Annotated in this window: 12 protein-coding genes; 5 read left to right on the top strand and 7 right to left on the bottom strand. The window is 58.0% G+C overall.

What is annotated here, in order from left to right; genetic code table 11:
• Position 1: 1 nt before the first annotated feature.
• A complete protein-coding gene (locus GOV80_RS15690; protein WP_170786157.1) occupies positions 2–334 on the top strand; it encodes an Hpt domain-containing protein in 333 nt (110 codons plus the stop codon).
• On the opposite strand, the gene GOV80_RS15695 is transcribed toward GOV80_RS15690, so the two are convergent.
• The 3 genes from GOV80_RS15695 to GOV80_RS15705 form a co-directional block, all read right to left on the bottom strand.
• A complete protein-coding gene (locus GOV80_RS15695) occupies positions 329–1207 on the bottom strand; it encodes a glycosyltransferase family protein (RefSeq protein ID WP_170786159.1) in 879 nt (292 codons plus the stop codon). The genes GOV80_RS15690 and GOV80_RS15695 overlap by 6 nt on opposite strands.
• 81 nt (positions 1208–1288) lie before the next feature.
• Positions 1289–2515 (bottom strand): threonine ammonia-lyase IlvA, encoded by a 1227-nt coding sequence (ilvA, locus tag GOV80_RS15700; protein WP_170786161.1) that lies wholly within the window; start codon positions 2513–2515, stop codon positions 1289–1291.
• A 59-nt stretch (positions 2516–2574) separates the two neighbouring features.
• Positions 2575–3174 (bottom strand): hypothetical protein, encoded by a 600-nt coding sequence (locus GOV80_RS15705; RefSeq protein WP_237215879.1) that lies wholly within the window; start codon positions 3172–3174, stop codon positions 2575–2577.
• A gap of 289 nt (positions 3175–3463) precedes the next feature.
• On the opposite strand from GOV80_RS15705, the gene GOV80_RS15710 reads away from it, so the two are divergent.
• From GOV80_RS15710 to msrA, 3 genes are all read left to right on the top strand, one after another.
• Positions 3464–4690: an argininosuccinate synthase gene (locus GOV80_RS15710; protein ID WP_170786164.1), complete on the top strand. Its 1227-nt coding sequence runs from the start codon at positions 3464–3466 to the stop codon at positions 4688–4690.
• A 144-nt stretch (positions 4691–4834) separates the two neighbouring features.
• Positions 4835–5116, top strand: a complete 282-nt coding sequence (locus GOV80_RS15715) for an SCP2 sterol-binding domain-containing protein (RefSeq protein ID WP_170786166.1) — start codon at positions 4835–4837, stop codon at positions 5114–5116.
• Between the two features lie 89 nt (positions 5117–5205).
• The gene (gene msrA, locus GOV80_RS15720) at positions 5206–5877 is read left to right on the top strand and encodes a peptide-methionine (S)-S-oxide reductase MsrA (RefSeq protein ID WP_170786168.1); all 672 of its coding nucleotides are present in this window, start codon (positions 5206–5208) and stop codon (positions 5875–5877) included.
• Here msrA and GOV80_RS15725 read toward each other — a convergent pair.
• Positions 5874–6743: a ribokinase gene (locus GOV80_RS15725; RefSeq protein WP_170786170.1), complete on the bottom strand. Its 870-nt coding sequence runs from the start codon at positions 6741–6743 to the stop codon at positions 5874–5876. The two genes, msrA and GOV80_RS15725, sit on opposite strands and share 4 nt — an antisense overlap.
• Entirely contained in the window at positions 6740–9004 is a 2265-nt protein-coding gene (locus GOV80_RS15730) for an NADP-dependent malic enzyme (RefSeq protein WP_170786172.1), read from the bottom strand. Before GOV80_RS15730 ends, GOV80_RS15725 begins: the two co-directional genes overlap by 4 nt.
• A 161-nt stretch (positions 9005–9165) precedes the next feature.
• On the opposite strand from GOV80_RS15730, the gene mutS reads away from it, so the two are divergent.
• Positions 9166–11781 (top strand): DNA mismatch repair protein MutS, encoded by a 2616-nt coding sequence (gene mutS / locus GOV80_RS15735; protein ID WP_170786545.1) that lies wholly within the window; start codon positions 9166–9168, stop codon positions 11779–11781.
• 58 nt (positions 11782–11839) lie between these two features.
• Here mutS and GOV80_RS15740 read toward each other — a convergent pair whose 3' ends face one another.
• Positions 11840–12403 (bottom strand): nucleotide exchange factor GrpE, encoded by a 564-nt coding sequence (locus tag GOV80_RS15740; protein ID WP_170771360.1) that lies wholly within the window; start codon positions 12401–12403, stop codon positions 11840–11842.
• Between the two features lie 10 nt (positions 12404–12413).
• A complete protein-coding gene (gene hrcA / locus GOV80_RS15745) occupies positions 12414–13478 on the bottom strand; it encodes a heat-inducible transcriptional repressor HrcA (RefSeq protein WP_170786174.1) in 1065 nt (354 codons plus the stop codon).
• Between the last annotated feature and the right edge of the window lie 31 nt (positions 13479–13509).

Consider the following 13509-nt stretch of genomic DNA (forward strand, 5'->3'; position numbering starts at 1 on the left):
TATGATCGACTGGCCCAGGGTCAGACAATTGCGGAACGAAGTCGGCACCAGTGAGTTCGACGAGGTGGTCGCAATTTTTCTGGACGAGGTGCAAGAAGCACTTTCCCGCTTTAGCGCCGACACCAACCGCGAAGGGTTCGAACAAAATCTTCATTTTCTGAAGGGTGCCGCACTAAGTCTTGGATTCAAATCGCTGGCAAAGCTCTGTCAGGACGGAGAGAGGCAATCTGCGCAGGGGCAATCTCAGATGGTAGACGTCCCGCAGGTATTCGAAGTGTTTGAATCCTCATGTGCCGAATTCAAATCGGGCCTTGGGAAATTGAAAAGACTATAGTTTTATCTGGAAATTCTCGGGAAATCGGAACTTCCGCAAGGTAACATCCATTTTCCGATCATGGGTGAAATAACCATCTTCCATGGTCATCAACGTTTTTAGTGCATCCTGTCGACAAAGCTCGACAGTTTCCGCTATCGGCAGTTCTTCACAGCGCAACAGCCTTTTTGTCAGACGCCTATGTCGGCGTGACCGCCAACGCCAGCTGACGATTCCGACAGATTGACCCGGGGAACTGGCAATCTTGGCATCCCGCTCCATCGACTCATCCACCAGCGGAGACCTCTCCTGTTCCCGTCGATGCAACTCGTCTAGGTTGCCATAGTGAAAATGCATATTGAACAAGCCAGGCAGCAAGTCGAAGTTGTCATTCATCACGCCATGTCCGCCAGTGCCAAACGAAACGCGACTCTTGACAATACAAGGTTTGGAATAGGGGACTTCGAACAAGCAATACTTGTCAGGCGAAAACAGTAGCTCCTGATTGCTGCCTAGAGTTGCCACCAGATTGAACCCCACCGCCGCGGCCGCGTTTTCCTGGAAGTCAAACTTGTAATCCAACAGCGCAGACCCGTCCGCCGCTACCAGCAATTCGTCGCAATCTGCCACGATCACCCGGTTATAGAACTGCGTCAGCATGGCCGAAAAATCCGACAACATGCGCCAGCGGGCGTAGTCAAAGCTTTGATGCAGCCCATCGCGCAAAATGGCGATGACGTTGCAGCCCTGCCCGATCCGGTCAATCTCGGGATCGGCACCGTGCGACAGGATATACACATTCTCGGGGCCAAGCTGAGCTGTGTAATAGGCGACCCATTTCTCAAGGTACCAATAGTCGCGCCATACCATGGTCACTGCTGCAAGCGGCTTCATCTGTGCACTTTCCAGTCTTGTTCGCTCGCTCGTGCCTAGGCGAATTTCCAAGTGCAAACAAGTCGGTCGACAAATGCGCCGTCAGATCACGAACTGTGCAAGCGTTTCGTCTTCGGTGATGTCGGTATAGGTGAATCCGGCTTCGTCCAAATGCGCGAACAAACGGGCGAAATTCTCGGGCTTGCGCGTTTCGATCCCGATCAGGACCGAGCCGAAATTGCGCGCCGATTTTTTCATGTATTCAAACCGGGCGATGTCATCCTCGGGGCCGAGGATATTCAGAAATTCTTTCAAAGCTCCGGGGCGCTGCGGCAGGCGCAGGATGAAGTATTTCTTGACGCCTGAATACCGCTGCGCCCGTTCCTTGACCTCGGGCAGGCGTTCGAAATCGAAATTGCCACCGGATGTCACACAGACCACAGTCTTGCCGCGAATAAAGCTTTGGATATCGCCCAGCGCCTCGATCGCCAGCGCACCTGCGGGTTCAAGCACGATACCCTCGACGTTCAGCATCTCGATCATTGTGGTGCAGATGCGATCTTCCGACAGGACATGTACGTCGGACAGGTGGCGGTCTTTCAGCAGAGCAAACGGTTTCGCCCCGATCTTGCCCACTGCCGCGCCGTCGACGAAATTGTCCACATGGTCCAGCGCCACCGGATGCCCCGCCGCCATCGCCGCATGCAGGCAGGCCCCGCCTTTAGGTTCAACAAACAGGCTATGAGTGCGATCCCCGAACCACGTCGCCACGCCCGAGGACATCCCGCCCCCGCCCACCGGCAGGATCACGTGATCGGGCAGATGGCCCAACTGCTCCTCGATCTCGACAGCCAAGGAGGCCTGGCCTTCAATCACATCCTCATCGTCGAAGGGTGACAGGAAATGCCCACCCTCCTGCGCGCACCACGCTTGTGCCGCAGCCAGAGTGTCATCAAAATAGTCGCCGGTCAGGTGGATCTCGATATTGTCGCCACCAAAGATGCGGGTTTTCTGGATTTTCTGCTGCGGCGTCGTCACCGGCATGAAGATCACACCGCGCACGTTCAGATGTTTGCACATATAGGCCACGCCTTGTGCGTGATTGCCCGCGCTGGCGCAGACGAACAGGTCCTGCCCTTGCTGCTTGCGCATCGCATTGAACGCGCCCCGGATTTTGTACGACCGCACCGGGCTGAGATCTTCGCGCTTCAGCCAGATATCGGCCCCATAGCGATCAGACAGATGGGCATTCCGCTGCAACGGCGTTGCCGGAAAGACTGAGCGCATCGCCTGTTCGGCAGCGCGGGCACGGGTCATGAAATCACTCATGACCCGTTCAGTGGCTTATCCCGGCCGAAAGGGCAAGGAATACATATGTGTACGTAGCTTCAGCGCAGCTCGCGTCCTTCGGCAAACACACCGAACAGTGTGGTCAGAATACTGACATTGATCATTGGCAGAACCAATGCTCCGAAAAACAGTGCCAGCAAGGCACCCAAGACCGGCACAATAGCAAGTGCTGAAATGACAAGCTGTATCAGAAACTGGAAAACTGCCGCTGCGATCACAATAACGACGATCGCGCCACTAGACCCTACGGTTTTGGCCCACGCCTCACCCAGCGTCAGAGGTTGCCCAATCGCTGCAGCCGGAAGAATGATGGACAGGCGATAAAAACAAATAAACAGAAACACAGAAAAAACCGCCACAAGCACCAAGGATAAGACGCTGGCTCCGACGGTGGCGGCAACAAGGCTTACCGGCACAAAAGCCAGCGCCATCACCAAACCGATCAGCAGTACGCGCCCCAGATATGCAAGAATTCTGTCAAACCGGAAGGTCGGGAAAAGACCCCTTGGGTATTCTTCAAGCAATATGAAGCGATGCCATGACACGGCGATCCAGAACATCGTCACGATGAAAATAATCGCCAAGCCAAAGAAAAACAAAATGACCGAGCCAGACGGTTCAGTCGCATCGGCATCCAATTGATCCAATGGGACATCCAGCACAAAAAACAAGCCGATCAAAAGCGCTGTCGCCACGATGGCCGGACCAAGTGTGATCTGCAAAACCTGTTTGAGATTTCCAAAAACCATTCGCACCGAGTGCATAAAAATCTGCCAACCCAACATCGTAAAATCTGTCCCTTCAACCAATTCGTGTTTTATATGCGAATGTTTCACCCGAAATCAGGCAGCCCGTCAACGCAGATAACTTGCCCCGCGCGGCAAAACCCGTTAGGGGCCAGTCGTTCTACGCATAAAGGGAAGTCAGATGTCCGCGCCCAAGAAAGTTGTTCTGGCCTATTCCGGTGGCCTTGATACCTCGATCATTCTGAAATGGTTGCAGACCGAATATGGTTGTGAGGTCGTCACCTTCACCGCCGATCTGGGTCAGGGTGAAGAGTTGGAACCAGCTCGCCAAAAGGCCGAGATGCTGGGGATCAGCCCCGAGAACATCTTTATTGAGGATATTCGCGAAGAGTTCGTCCGTGATTTCGTCTTCCCCATGTTCCGCGCCAATGCCCAGTATGAGGGTCTGTACCTGCTGGGCACGTCGATTGCGCGGCCTCTGATCTCGAAGCGTCTGGTTGAGATCGCTGCCGAAACCGGGGCCGACGCCGTGGCGCATGGCGCGACCGGCAAGGGCAACGATCAGGTGCGGTTCGAATTGGCTGCTTACGCTCTGAACCCAGAAATCAAGGTGATCGCACCTTGGCGTGAATGGGATCTGACCAGCCGGACCCGTCTGATCGAATGGGCCGAAGCGCATCAAATTCCGATCGCCAAGGACAAACGCGGCGAGGCCCCGTTCTCGGTCGATGCGAACCTGCTGCACACCTCGTCCGAGGGCAAGGTTCTGGAAGACCCCGCCGATATGGCACCCGACTATGTCTATCAGCGCACAGTCCATCCCGAAGACGCCCCGAACGAGCCCGAGTTCATCGAAATCGGCTTTGAAAAAGGCGACGCGGTCAGCATCAATGGCGAGGCGATGAGCCCGGCTACCATCCTGACCAAGCTGAACGAATATGGAGGCAAGCACGGCATTGGCCGTCTGGATCTGGTCGAAGGCCGGTTCGTTGGTATGAAATCGCGCGGCATCTACGAAACGCCAGGCGGCACAATCCTGCTGGAAGCGCACCGTGGTATCGAATCCATCACCATGGACCGCGGCGCGATGCACCTGAAAGACCAGCTGATGCCGCAATATGCCGAGCTGATCTATAACGGCTTCTGGTACTCACCAGAGCGTGAGATGCTGCAGGCCGCCATCGACAAGAGCCAGGAACATGTCACCGGCACCGTCCGCGTGAAACTGTACAAAGGTCTGGCCTCGACCGTGGGCCGCTGGTCGGATCACTCGCTGTATTCCGAAGCGCATGTGACCTTTGAGGAAGATGCCGGTGCCTATGACCAAACCGACGCGGCGGGCTTCATCCAGTTGAACGCGCTGCGCCTGAAGCTGCTGGCCGCGCGTGAAAAGCGTCTGTCGAAGTAATCAAAACCGATCTTTGATGGAACCCGGCGCCCGAAACGGCGCCGGGTTTTCTTGTGCCATCACTGCCACGTCAGTTCCCGTTGGGTCACCCTTGCCTGACGTCGCGCTTTACCTTTACGCAAAGGTCAACCGAGGAGGAACACCATGTTGCAAGAGATCGCGGACGGCATTCAAAAAGGTCTGACCGGCAAGAATTTTGACGGCTCGCTGAAGTTCGATTGCGGAGAGGACGGTGTCATCGTTCTGGCAGATAATCAAGCCACGACGCAGGATCAGGATACCGACTGTACGATCCGCATTTCCAGGGACAATCTGACCAAGCTGCTAACCGGGAAACTGAACCCGATGACAGGCGTCGCGTTGGGCAAGCTCAAGATTTCGGGAAATATGGGCGTGGCGATGAAGCTTGGGCAGTTGCTGGGATAAACTCGTCTCACCACCGCGTGACAAACCATGTCAGCGGATTGCATGAGACGAAAAGAGAGGGCAGCTTTGATCTCAGAAGGAGACCTGCCATGACTCGCATCGCTTATCTCGACTACGTCAAACCGACGCTTCTTTTTGCTTTGATTACGATCGCAGCCTTGCTGCGTGCAGCCCCTGCGCCCGCCGCCGGAACCGAAACCCTAACCGTTGCCGGAGGGTGTTTCTGGTGTGTCGAATCCGATTTCGAATCTGTCCCCGGCGTGATCGGAGCGGTTTCGGGCTTTACAGGCGGTCAGGTGGCCAACCCCACTTATGATCAGGTGTCCAAAGGTGGCTCGGGCCACTATGAGGCCGTGCAGATCACGTTCGATCCGGCTCGCGTTTCCCGTGAAACCCTGCTGAACATGTTCTTCCGCTCGGTCGACCCCACGGATGCTGGCGGTCAATTCTGTGACCGAGGTGACAGCTATCGCACCGCGATTTTCGTCTCTAACGCAGGCGAAAAAGCCAAGGCCGAAGCTGCCAAAGCCGACGCCCAACGCGCCTTGGGCCAGACGGTCGTAACGCCGATCCTGCAAGAAGGCGCGTTTTATCCGGCAGAGGAATACCATCAGGACTACTACAAGGGCGACAAGCTGGTCTTTACCCGGTTCGGCCCAAAGCGTCAGAAGAACGCCTATAAGGCCTACCGCAAAGCCTGCGGCCGCGATGCCCGCGTTAAACAGCTTTGGGGTGGCGACGCACCCTTTGCCGGGTCTTAATCGAACCGCGCCTCCCGGACGTCTTTGAGGTCCGGTATTACATCCGCCGTACCGTGCCGCGTGACCATTAGGGCCGCGGCACGATTTGCTTGGGTGATCGCCTGCGCCATTGGCATCCCGCGATCCATCCCGGCCAGAACATACCCCGTAAATGTATCGCCCGCACCCGTAGTATCCACGGCATGCACCTTGTGGGCCGGAAAATCCGAGACCTCTCCACGGTGATAGTACCGCGCGCCCTCGGCACCCAGTGTGACAATCACATGTTCAATCTGAAGGTCAGTTACAGATTGACCGGTGGCCTCACGCAGCTGCTCGGCCTCGACCGCGTTGAGGATCAGGAAATCCAGAAATGGCAGCACCGCCTGTACCGAATCCGCCTGAAACGGGGCAGCGGCGTAACAGACCGTCAGACCCAACTCGCGGCCCATCTTTGCAGCCTCAACCTGCATGTTGGTTTCGTTCTGCATCACCAGCAAGTCGCCCTTTGACGCCGATGACAGCGCCTGCCCCAGCTGATCCTGAGAGATCGCGTGGTTCGAACCCTGGAACAGGATGATATTGTTCTCACCCTCGGAATCCACAGCGATGATCGCATGGCCCGTGGGCATATCCACCTGCGCGATATAACGGGTATCAACGCCATATTCCGTCAGCCGATCCCGTGCCCAGCGCCCGTCGAAACCGACGGCCCCGATATGCGCAATCCGCGCCCCGGCTCGGGCCGAAGCCACGGACATGTTTGCGCCCTTGCCGCCCAGAAACCGGTCCAGCCGATTGGCCGACAGCGTTTCCCCCGGTCCGGGAAGGTGCGGCACATCATAGATCATGTCCGCATTGATCGAGCCCAGGTTCCAGATCGTCATGGTTTGCCCGAAATGTCACACGAGGCCAGAATGGCCATGTTCAGGATGTCATTCGCCGTCGAGACGGTCGAACAGATTTGAATCGGCTTGTCGATCCCAGACAGGATCGGGCCAATCACGGTCGCGCCGCCCATCTCCTGCATCAGCTTGGTCGAGATCGAGGCCGAGTGCCGCGCGGGCACGATCAGGATATTGGCTGGGCCGGTCAAACGCTGGAACGGATAGCCCGCCTGTTGATCCACATTCAGGGCCACATCCACGGTCATCTCGCCTTCGTATTCGAAATCGACGCCGCGCTGATCCAGAACCGCAGGCGCACGGTGCATCTTTTCGGCGCGTTCCGACACCGGATAGCCAAAGGTCGAGAAACTGACGAAGGCAACGCGTGGTTCAAGCCCCATATGGCGCGCAACGGCGGCTGAGCGTTCGGCAATATTTGCCAGATCATTCTCATCCGGCCATTCATGGACCAGCGTATCGCCGATCAGAACAATCCGCCCCTTGTGCAAAAGGGCCGTCACACCCGCTGCTCCGTGCGCGGCGTCGGCGTCAAACACATGGTTGATCCGGTCCAGCACATGCGCCGACTTGCGCGTCGCCCCCGTGACCAGACCATCGCCATGGCCATGGGCCAGCATCAGCGAAGAAAACACATGCCGGTCGCGCGCGGCCAAACGGTGAATATCCTTGCGGTCGAACCCTTTGCGTTGCAGACGCTGATAAAGAAAATTCGAGTAGGTCTCGAGATGGTTGGTATTGGCAGCATTCACCACCTCCAACTCGCGCACGGCATCGCCCAGACCGGCCTCTTCCAGCTTTTGCTTCACGTCATCGGGGCGCCCCACAACCAGTGCCTTGCCAAAGCCCGACCGCTGATATGTCACTGCGGCGCGCAGCACGCGAGGGTCGTCGCCCTCGGCAAAGATCATCCGGCTTTGCGCGGCGCGGGCACGGGCGTTCAGACCACGTAGGATACTGGCGGTCGGGTCCATGCGGGATTTTAGGCTCAGCTCATAGGCGTCCATGTCGATGATCGGACGCCGCGCTGCGCCGGTATCCATCCCGGCCTTGGCAACGGCAGGCGGAATGCGGTGGATCAAACGCGGGTCGAACGGCGTGGGGATGATATAGTCGCGCCCGAATGTCAGCGATTTGCCATAGGCCATGGCGACCTCATCCGGGACATCCTCGCGCGCCAAATTTGCCAACGCGTGGGCACAGGCAATCTTCATCTCGTCATTGATGGCGCGGGCGTGGATATCCAGCGCGCCGCGGAACAGGTAGGGAAAGCCCAACACGTTGTTCACCTGATTGGGGTAATCGCTGCGTCCTGTAGCGACGATGGCATCGACGCGGACCTCATGCGCTTCTTCCGGGGTGATCTCGGGGTCGGGGTTTGCCATAGCGAAGATGACAGGGTTGTCGGCCATCGAGGCAACCATATCCTGCGTCACCGCGCCTTTGACCGAAACGCCCAGGAAGACGTCTGCGCCTTTCATCGCCTCTTCCAGCGTGCGCAGGTCCGTGGTGATCGCATGGGCCGATTTCCACTGGTTCATCCCCTCGGTCCGGCCTTGATAGATCACGCCCTTGGTGTCGCAAACGATGCAGTTCTCATGCCGAGCGCCCATGGATTTGAGCAGCTCAATACAGGCGATCCCCGCCGCACCTGCCCCGTTCAGAACGATCTTCACGTCCTCAATCTTCTTGCCCGAGATATGCAGCGCATTCAGCAGACCCGCTGCACAGATCACCGCGGTCCCGTGTTGGTCATCGTGGAAGACTGGAATATCCATCTCTTCCTTCAGGCGCTGTTCGATGATGAAACACTCGGGCGCCTTGATGTCTTCAAGGTTGACGCCGCCGAAGGTCGGCCCCATGAGTTTCACCGCACGGCAGAATTCATCCGGGTCTTCGGTGTCCAGCTCGATGTCGATCGAATTCACATCAGCGAAGCGTTTGAACAGAACGGCCTTGCCTTCCATCACCGGCTTACCGCCCAGTGCACCAAGGTTCCCAAGGCCCAGAACGGCCGTCCCGTTCGAGATCACGGCCACCAGATTGCCCTTGTTGGTATAGTCATACGCCGTCTCGGGCGCGGCAGCGATGGCCTCACAAGGGACCGCGACGCCTGGACTGTAAGCCAACGACAGATCGCGCTGCGTGGTCATGGGAACGGTGGCCTGCACCTCCCACTTGCCGGGGGTGGGGTCCAGGTGAAAGGCCAGTGCCTCTGCTTCGGTGATCTTCGTTTTGGGCATCTTTTAGGTCGTTTCCATGACTTCGGGGCTTATGCGTCATAGCGCAGGCGGGGCTGCGCCTCAACGACAATACGTTTTCACCTTTCGTCACGGTTGGGGGATTTGTAAGGTCGCGACCGGAAGACGCCAAGAGGGGGCCGCTTTTGTCCACAGTCACGCCGATGATGGCGCAATATCTTGAGATCAAAGAGGCCCATTCAGACGCCCTGCTGTTCTACCGCATGGGCGATTTCTATGAGATGTTTTTCGAGGATGCGGTGAACGCCGCCGAGGCGCTGGACATTGCCCTGACCAAACGCGGCAAGCACAACGGGGCCGACATCCCGATGTGCGGCGTGCCGGTTCATGCCGCCGAGGGCTATCTGCTGACGCTGATCCGCAAAGGCTTTCGCGTGGCCGTATGCGAACAGATGGAAAGCCCGGCTGAGGCAAAGAAAAGAGGCTCTAAATCGGTCGTTCGGCGCGATGTTGTGCGTCTCGTGACGCCCGGCACACTGACCGAGGACGCCCTGCTTGAGGCCCGCCGCCACAACTTTCTGGCCGCTTACGCCGAGGTCCGGGATGAGGCCGCTTTAGCCTGGGCCGACATTTCCACCGGGGCGTTTCACGTAATGCCTTTGACATCCGTTCGGCTCAGCCCTGAGCTGGCGCGGTTGGCCCCGTCCGAGTTGATCGTGGGCGACGGGATGGAACAGGCGTTGAACGAGACGGTCCGTGATCTGGGCATTTCGCTTACCCCCATCGGGCGCGCCAGTTTCGACAGTATAGCTGCGGAAAAACGCATATGTGGGCTGTTTCGCGTAGGTGCCTTGGATGCGTTCGGTAGTTTTGGCCGGGCCGAAGTGGCCGCCATGGGTGCGCTGATCGATTATCTTGAGATCACCCAAAAGGGCAAATTGCCCTTGCTGCAAACACCACTGAAGGAATCCGAGGATCGCGTGGTGCAGATCGACGCCGCCACGCGCCGCAATCTGGAACTCACACGATCCCTGTCAGGTGGGCGCGCCGGATCACTGCTTTCTGTGGTTGACCGCACCGTGACGCCGGGCGGCGCGCGACTGCTGGAGCAGCGCCTGTCCAGCCCGTCCCGCAATCTGGACGTGATCCATGCGCGGCTTGATGCGGTAACTTTCGCCGCAGAAGAAAGCCTAATCTCCTCGGACCTGCGCGAGGCGCTGCGCAAAACCCCCGATCTGGATCGCGCTCTGTCACGCCTGTCGCTGGACCGAGGCGGGCCGCGCGATCTCGCTGCCATCCGCAATGGCCTGACCCAAGCCGCCGAGATTGCCGAAATCTGCCAAACACAGGATCTGCCCGTTCTGCTGTCGACCGCATTGCAAAACCTTGTGGGGTTCGACGACCTGTTGAACCTGCTGGATGAGGCTTTGGTCGCCGAACCACCCCTTCTGGCTCGCGACGGCGGCTTCATCGCGCCCGGTTTCGACCCCGAACTCGACGAGGCCCGCACCCTGCGCGACGAAGGCCGATCCGTCATCGCAGGATTCCAGCAGAAATACGCGGAACATACCGGCATCACCTCGCTGAAGATCAAGCACAACAATGTGCTGGGCTATTTCATCGAAACCACGGCCACCCATGCCGAAAAAATGCTGAACCCGCCGTTCTCTGAAACCTACATCCACCGCCAAACCACCGCGAACCAAGTCCGGTTCACCACAGTCGAACTGTCCGAGATCGAAACTCGCATCCTGAACGCAGGAAATCTGGCGCTTGAGATCGAAAAACGACTCTATCAAGGGCTTTCCGGCGATATTCTAACCCTTGCAGCCCGCCTCAACCAAGCGGCGCGCGGGTTGGCCGAACTGGACTTGACCACCGCGCTTGCCGATCTGGCACGGGGCGAAAACTGGTGCCGCCCACAGGTCGACAGCTCGCGCGCGTTTAGCATCCAAGGTGGTCGCCATCCGGTCGTCGAACACGCCCTGCGACAGCAGTCGGGCGACGCTTTCATCGCCAATGATTGCGACCTGAGTGCTGATCAGGGCGCAGCAATCTGGCTGCTGACCGGACCCAACATGGCCGGTAAATCGACCTTTCTGCGCCAGAACGCCCTTATTGCTCTGCTGGCGCAAATGGGCAGCTACGTCCCCGCTGAACAGGCCCATATCGGCGTCGTCAGCCAATTGTTCAGCCGGGTCGGAGCATCCGACGATCTGGCCCGCGGCCGGTCGACCTTTATGGTCGAGATGGTGGAAACCGCTGCTATCCTAAACCAGGCCGATGACCGCGCGCTGGTCATTCTGGATGAAATCGGGCGCGGAACTGCCACTTATGACGGCCTGTCCATTGCCTGGGCCACGCTGGAACACCTGCACGCGGCCAACCAATGCCGTGCGCTGTTCGCCACTCACTACCACGAACTTACTGCACTGGCGGGTAAGCTCGAAAGTGTCGACAACGCCACCGTCGCCGTCAAGGAATGGGAGGGCGAGGTGATCTTCCTACATGAGGTCCACAAAGGCGCCGCCGACCGCTCCTATGGCGTGCAGGTCGCACAGCTGGCGGGCCTCCCAGCATCTGTCGTCGATCGCGCCCGAACCGTCCTTGAACAACTGGAAAAAACCGAACGCGAAGGCGGCAAGCAAAAAGCGCTGATTGACGACCTACCACTTTTCTCAGCTGCGCCACCACCTCCAACACACACGCCGAAACCCTCGCCGGTCTCAGACATGCTGCAAGATATCCTGCCGGACGAACTCACTCCACGCGAAGCACTCGACCTGATCTACAAACTAAAAGAGGCGGCCAAAAACTGACCGCCCCTTCTTCTGTTCAAAAATACCTCCGCCGGAGGCTTGGCTTCGCAGAAGCCAATCAGCTCGCAGGTGTCGACGACACTCCAACCTGCGCCGGACGCAGCAAACGGTCATGTAGCATGAATCCTTCAGCTGAGACCTGAATGATGTCGCCCGCCTTGGTGCCAGGCACCGGGGCTTCGAACATCGCCTCATGCATGTTTGGATCAAACCGATCCCCAACTTCCGGCGTGATCACCACAATCCCATGTTTTTGGAATACGTCCTTCAGTGCGCGCATGGTCAGTTCCACGCCTTCTATCAAACCAGCAGCCACTTCTTTCTGCTCATCGGTCGCAGCCTCAAGCGCGCGCTTCATGTTGTCGTAAACCGGCAGCATGTCACGGGCCAGTTTTGACCCACCATACTGTTCCGCATCCCGACGGGCCTTGTCGCCACGTTTACGCGCATTCTCTGCATCCGCCAAGGCACGCATGAACTTGTCCTTGAACGCATCTCGCTCGGCGCGCAACGCGTCGATCTCAAGCTCTTCTTCGCTAATCTCAACAAGGTCCTCGGCCAGCTCTTCCGCTTCGGCCATTGCGATATCGTCCAGAAAATCTTCGTTTTTGGGCTCTGCCATCTCTTACCCTCTAGCTCCGGTCGGAAATCAGCTTGCCGACCAGTTGCGCCGTATAATCCACGATCGGCACGATCCGTCCATAGTTCAGTCGCGTGGGTCCAATAACCCCGACCGCACCGATTATCTTACGATCAGCGTTCATATATGGAGACACCACCAAAGAGGAACCCGAAAGTGAGAAAAGTTTGTTCTCAGAGCCGATAAAAATGCGCACACCCTCGCCATCTTCAGTCAATTCAAGGAATTCGGCGATGTCACGCTTACGTTCCAGATCGTCAAACAGGGTGCGAATGCGGTCCAGCTCTTCAACTTCGCCCGAATCCGCCAGCAGATTCGCCCGCCCCCGCACGATCAACCGGGCTGAGTCGCCCCCGTCCCCGTCCCAGGCCGCGATTCCGCTTTCGACCATGTCACGCGCCAGAACATCAATTTCCTGTTTACGCACGTCGATCTGAGACAGCATCTGCTTGCGCACTTCGCTAATCGTGCGGCCCTCAATCAGCGCGTTCAGGAAATTCGCCGCCTCGCGCATGGAACTCGGCGTCTGCCCCGGCGGCGGGGTGAACAGGCGGTTTTCCACGTGCCCATCCGAAAACACCAGCACCACTAAAGCCCGGTCATGGCCCAGCGAGACAAACTCGATATGCTTAATCTCGGCCTCATGCTTGGGCGTCAGCACCAGCGACGCGCCTTGTGTCACGTGTGACAAAGCCGATCCCACCCGGTCCAGCATACCGCCCACATCGCCCGTGTTAGAGCCTAATGTCTCATTCAGCTTCTGCCGGTCATCGGCGCCCAGATCGCCAACCTCAAGCAACCCGTCAACAAACATTCGCAACCCCTGCTGCGTTGGAATCCGCCCCGCAGACACATGAGGGCTGTCCAGCAGGCCCAGAAACTCCAGATCCTGCATCACATTGCGCACCGTCGCGGCGCTGACTCTCTCCGACAAGGTGCGGGTCAGGGTGCGGCTGCCGACCGGCTCGCCGCTCTCCAAATAGCTTTCGACGATCAACCGGAACACTTCGCGCGAGCGGTCGTTCATCTCATTCAGAATTTTACTTGCTTCGCTCATCGGCGGCCCCCTGCTGGATCGTCATTAAATC

Source organism: Ruegeria lacuscaerulensis, assembly GCF_013034685.1.
Classification (GTDB): Bacteria; Pseudomonadota; Alphaproteobacteria; order Rhodobacterales; family Rhodobacteraceae; genus Ruegeria; species Ruegeria lacuscaerulensis_B.

What these genes read in the sequence shown, in the direction of transcription:
- ilvA (WP_170786161.1), bottom strand. Translation starts at nt 2,515, where the DNA reads ATGAGTGATTTCATGACCCGTGCCCGCGCTGCCGAACAGGCGATGCGC.
- msrA (WP_170786168.1), top strand. Translation starts at nt 5,206, where the DNA reads ATGACTCGCATCGCTTATCTCGACTACGTCAAACCGACGCTTCTTTTT.
- GOV80_RS15695 (WP_170786159.1), bottom strand. Translation starts at nt 1,207, where the DNA reads ATGAAGCCGCTTGCAGCAGTGACCATGGTATGGCGCGACTATTGGTAC.
- mutS (WP_170786545.1), top strand. Translation starts at nt 9,166, where the DNA reads ATGATGGCGCAATATCTTGAGATCAAAGAGGCCCATTCAGACGCCCTG.
- GOV80_RS15715 (WP_170786166.1), top strand. Translation starts at nt 4,835, where the DNA reads ATGTTGCAAGAGATCGCGGACGGCATTCAAAAAGGTCTGACCGGCAAG.
- GOV80_RS15740 (WP_170771360.1), bottom strand. Translation starts at nt 12,403, where the DNA reads ATGGCAGAGCCCAAAAACGAAGATTTTCTGGACGATATCGCAATGGCC.
- GOV80_RS15730 (WP_170786172.1), bottom strand. Translation starts at nt 9,004, where the DNA reads ATGCCCAAAACGAAGATCACCGAAGCAGAGGCACTGGCCTTTCACCTG.
- GOV80_RS15725 (WP_170786170.1), bottom strand. Translation starts at nt 6,743, where the DNA reads ATGACGATCTGGAACCTGGGCTCGATCAATGCGGACATGATCTATGAT.
- GOV80_RS15710 (WP_170786164.1), top strand. Translation starts at nt 3,464, where the DNA reads ATGTCCGCGCCCAAGAAAGTTGTTCTGGCCTATTCCGGTGGCCTTGAT.
- GOV80_RS15690 (WP_170786157.1), top strand. Translation starts at nt 2, where the DNA reads ATGATCGACTGGCCCAGGGTCAGACAATTGCGGAACGAAGTCGGCACC.
- hrcA (WP_170786174.1), bottom strand. Translation starts at nt 13,478, where the DNA reads ATGAGCGAAGCAAGTAAAATTCTGAATGAGATGAACGACCGCTCGCGC.